Annotated in this window: 4 protein-coding genes, 1 tRNA gene and 1 pseudogene; 4 read left to right on the top strand and 2 right to left on the bottom strand. The window is 46.2% G+C overall.

Annotated features, from left to right (window positions below; all coding sequences use genetic code 11):
• The first annotated feature begins 101 nt into the window (after window positions 1-101).
• From Q0Z62_RS10575 to paaX, 3 genes are all read left to right on the top strand, one after another.
• Entirely contained in the window at window positions 102-332 is a 231-nt protein-coding gene (locus Q0Z62_RS10575; RefSeq protein WP_298054375.1) for a hypothetical protein, read from the top strand.
• A gap of 2 nt (window positions 333-334) precedes the next feature.
• The gene (locus Q0Z62_RS10570) at window positions 335-1,813 is read left to right on the top strand and encodes a phospholipase D-like domain-containing protein (protein ID WP_298054373.1); all 1,479 of its coding nucleotides are present in this window, start codon (window positions 335-337) and stop codon (window positions 1,811-1,813) included.
• A 76-nt stretch (window positions 1,814-1,889) separates the two neighbouring features.
• Window positions 1,890-2,843 carry a phenylacetic acid degradation operon negative regulatory protein PaaX gene (gene paaX, locus Q0Z62_RS10565; protein ID WP_269900320.1) on the top strand — a complete coding sequence of 318 codons (954 nt, stop codon included), beginning with the start codon at window positions 1,890-1,892 and terminating at the stop codon, window positions 2,841-2,843.
• 19 nt (window positions 2,844-2,862) lie between these two features.
• On the opposite strand, the gene Q0Z62_RS10560 is transcribed toward paaX, so the two are convergent.
• A tRNA-Arg gene (locus tag Q0Z62_RS10560) sits at window positions 2,863-2,939 on the bottom strand.
• A 26-nt stretch (window positions 2,940-2,965) separates the two neighbouring features.
• A complete protein-coding gene (locus Q0Z62_RS10555) occupies window positions 2,966-3,709 on the bottom strand; it encodes a polysaccharide deacetylase family protein (protein WP_298054368.1) in 744 nt (247 codons plus the stop codon).
• Between the two features lie 97 nt (window positions 3,710-3,806).
• Between Q0Z62_RS10555 and Q0Z62_RS10550 the strand changes: the two are divergent.
• Window positions 3,807-4,341 (top strand): annotated as a pseudogene (locus Q0Z62_RS10550) (phospholipase); the annotation flags it as partial.

Here is a 4,341-nt window from a genome sequence, read left to right as displayed (position 1 = left end):
CGGATAGCAATTAACTACGGAGAAGCGAGAACAAGGTTGGCTTACGCCAACGCGCTATCCCTCCCCGCCATAAATGACGGGGTATCTCGCGCAACATCTTGATGAACTCAGATCCTGCTTCTTTTCCCAACTGGGAATTAGCTCCTAGCACTCACTCGTGGTGCGCCCAAGATGAAAACGGCGATTGGTATTGGTATAGTGTTGAACCACAACCCAGCATTGGCGGCGGTGTGTGGAGATCAAATTCCAGACATCAGCAATTTGCCCAGCATGGCACTCCTAATCCTGATTGGATGCACAGTTTACAACTACGCCCATCTACTGTGACGTAATCATGTCTATCTTATCTGAACAACTTACTGGTTTTTTCTTAGATTACTGGCCTCATATCGCGCTGATACTGAGCTTAGCGATTAGCATCCCCACTGCTATTCATGCCGCCATGAACAAAAAAGAAGTACGTGCAGCCATCGGCTGGGTAGGTGTCATTATTCTCTCCCCTTTTGCTGGCTCTATCCTTTATTTAATTGTGGGCATTAATCGCGTACGACACTCCCAAATCACGGAGTTACGTGATACGCATATTAAAGAATACGTCAGCTATAGCTCCCCCCCTGTTACCGATCTAGAGAAGACCTTTAGCGCCCCCTTTTCTTCGTTACAGATATTGGGAGACCGGATCAGTCACTTTCAACTACGCAGTGGCAATCATATTCAGGTTTTAGTCAGTGGTGACGAGTCGTATCCAGCGATGCTCGAAGCCATTGAATCCGCTGAACACTCTATCGCATTACAAAGTTATATTTTTGACAATGATCGTATCGGCAAACAGTTTGTCGATGCTTTGGTTCGAGCCCAAGCGCGTGGTGTACAAGTCCGCGTGCTAATTGATGCTATTGGGGTCAAATACTCTCACCCGCCTGTGCACCGATTATTACGTCAACATGGCATTCGCTGCGCATTGTTTATGTCAATATCATTGCTACCGACTAGCTTTTTACGTAGCCCTTATGCCAATTTACGCAGTCACCGCAAAATTCTCATTGTAGATGGTCGAATCGCTTTCACTGGTGGTATGAACATACGGGAAGGATTTTGTAGTCAATACACCAATAACCATCCCGCTCAGGACACGCATTTTAGCTTTGAGGGGCCCGTTGTATTGCAGTTGATGTCAACCTTTGCCCATGACTGGGAGTTCACCACCAATGAAAACCTCAGCTATGATTTTTGGTGTGCTTGTGTCTGGAAAACACCTGAACCACAAGTTCCCGCCCGCTGCATTCGTTCTGGCCCCGATCGATTTTTAGCCAGCACCCACTCTATGCTGCAAGGGGCATTTGCGATCGCCACCAAACATATTCGCATTCAATCACCGTACTTTTTGCCCGATCAAGTTTTGATGGGCGCACTAACCACAGCAGCACGTCGCGGTGTTCGAGTCGATATTGTGATACCCAAGCACAATAATTTGCGTCTAGTTAATGCCGCCATGATGGCACAAATAGACCAAATTATCGAATCAGGCTGCCACGTCTGGTTAGACACTGGCCCTTTCAATCATTCAAAGCTCATCACCATAGATGGTCAATGGAGCTATGTAGGGTCTTCCAACTTAGACCCCCGTAGCCTGCGCCTAAACTTTGAAATTGATATAGAGATTTACTGTCACAATACGGCGCAAAAAATAGAGGGCTTGATAGACAGCTGCATAGCGAGCTCCGAAAACCTGACATTAGAAAGCCTGGCACAACAGCCTTACAAAAAACGATTAATGAATCGAGTTGTTTGGTTAGCCAGCCCTTATCTCTAGGTGAAAACGATACAGTTTTGCTCAAAAAACATAAATTAATGTAGTATATTGAGCAAATAACAATGATGAGAAAATAATGTCTGACAACTTTTTACACCACTGGAGCCAACAGTACCTCTCCGAGCAGCCCCCTCGCACTAAATCCTTAGTGATGACGCTATTTGGAGATGTGATCCGCCCACATGGGGGCGCATTATGGTTAGGAAGCCTAATTCAACTCCTCGCACCCTTTGGGATCAATGATCGTTTAGTGCGCACTAGCGTCTACAGACTAGCCGAAGAAGGCTGGCTTAGCGCACAGCGAGAAGGGCGTCGCAGTATGTATACCTTACGTCCACAGGCCTCTAGACGTTTTCAAAAGGCCCACCAACGCATCTATGCGCCAAGCTATCTAGCATGGAATGGTCAATGGACTCAGGTTTTCTTTCTGTCCTCCAGCATTAGCACGAAGCAGCGAGCTGACTTACGTAAAGCCCTATTGTGGGAAGGCTTTGGCGCCATATCACCCTTTGCCTTTATACATCCTAATCCTGACTTACATAACCTAAACGAGTTGATTGAACATAACCATTGCGCTCATGCTGTCTATGTTTCTCAACTCATTGAAAGCCCCTTAGAACACAGCAAAGACCTGTCTCAGCTTATTCAAGAGTGCTGGCAATTAGATGAGGTCAGCGAGCGCTATCAACGCTTTATTAGTCATTTTAAGCCCGTTCTGGCTCATATCCAGGCCCAAGCTGACACCCACCCGCTTAGCGCTGAACAGGCTTTTGTATTGCGCACGCTATTGATTCATGAATATAGACGCGCACAATTACACGACCCTCAGCTACCTCTGGAGCTACTGCCTAAAAACTGGGTAGGAAAACAGGCCTATGAGCTGTGCCAGCACATTTATCGCTATTTAGTTAAGTCTTCCCAAATCCATATTCTTGACACATTACGTTTAGAGGATGCAAATGCACCCGACGTAGCGTCTTATTTTTATGATCGATTTGGGGGGTTATATCAAGACATGGCAATAGCCTAAAAACGGCCAACACCAAGAATGGCGCGTCTGACAGGATTCGAACCTGTGACCGCCCGCTTAGAAGGCGGGTGCTCTATCCAACTGAGCTACAGACGCTAAAAAAGGAATTATACCCTATAAAACTACGCTTTGGCAGCTCGTTTTTGCTCTTCGTATTGCGTCATGATTTTGCGCAAAAAATGGATAAGATGTGTTGAGCGCAAAATATTGACTCTAGGCAATGCCATCACATCATCGGTGGCATTTGCCAATCCACGCTGGGTCGAGGTTGCAATGCGATAACCTGCCTGCGCGACCCATTGCCTGGCTTCTTGGCTTTCGCTGCCATAAGGATAGCAAAATGCCCCTACCTCTGTTTGTAGAATGTGTTCAAGCACATATTTAGACTGAGTTAACTCAGTTAACGCCTGCTCTTTGGGGGTTTTATCTAGATGGATATGACTTGCCGTATGAGATCCAATTTCTTGGCCTTGATGATGCCAGTCTCGAATTTGTTCTATGCTCATCAACTGAGCCATAGGGCTACCTGTTAATTGCGCCCAATGATTTTGTCCAGCCAGCTCGTTCGTAACAATAAAGTTCGTCGAACTAAATCCAAGCTCAGTTAGGATAGGTAAAGCATTTCTATACACATTATCGTATCCATCATCAAACGTAATACCAACGACTTTACCTTGCTTTTCGCCAGTTAAATAGGGAGCCAACTCCGATAAAGAGACCCCCTGATAGCCTAATCGTTTTAACCAGCGCATCTGACTTTTAAAGCGAGCAGGATGAACGGTACTACCGCGCAGTCTAGTCCCCTTTGGGGGTGGCACGTCAATTTGGTGATACATTAATATCGGTATCTTTTTTTTCTCTTGCATAAAAAACAACAGCTCCTCTTAGCAAATACAGGCCTTAAAACCAAAATCTAGTACTAATGCTACATTTGACTTTCTTTTGTATCTGATAGCTCGCACCATGAAATCCCTTTGTCTGAACCTCATTCGTGCCATTTCACTTGGGCTTGGCTTATTCATTCATTCTGTAGCTACCGCAGGCGTTAGTTATTCATTAGTTGAAAACCATGCCCAACCAGGACAAGCCATTACCGTGCGGGCCTTGGTATTTAATGACGAAGCCAATGCGCTAACGTGGACACCACCTGAACACCTCGTTTTACAATGGCATCATGCTGACAACAGTATTATTCGCAGTTTAGCGCGGATAAAGCAACCCACAAAAGAACTACGTCTTTCCGTCAATCAATTTGCCATGATTGAATGGGAAGCTATCGTTCCTTCTGCCGCCAAAGGGATACCGGTTATCAGCATCGAAGGCGCGCCTGATTTGTTCGCCTTAGATACCAGCCCAGAGGGTATACGATTAGCTAGCCAACAAGCAAACGCCCCTATTATTGATGCAGGAGCCGCCCCCACTGGACAGATGGACCCGGTCATAGACGCTGAGCAATTAGAGCGCAAAGGCATTTCACCCACTACGGGTCCAGCCGTTG

Origin of the sequence: uncultured Paenalcaligenes sp. (assembly GCF_947630565.1) — a bacterium.
Lineage (GTDB): Bacteria > Pseudomonadota > Gammaproteobacteria > Burkholderiales > Burkholderiaceae_B > Paenalcaligenes > Paenalcaligenes faecalis.
Note: the sequence above shows the minus strand (reverse complement) of the source record. Positions and strands in the feature narration are given on the sequence as shown.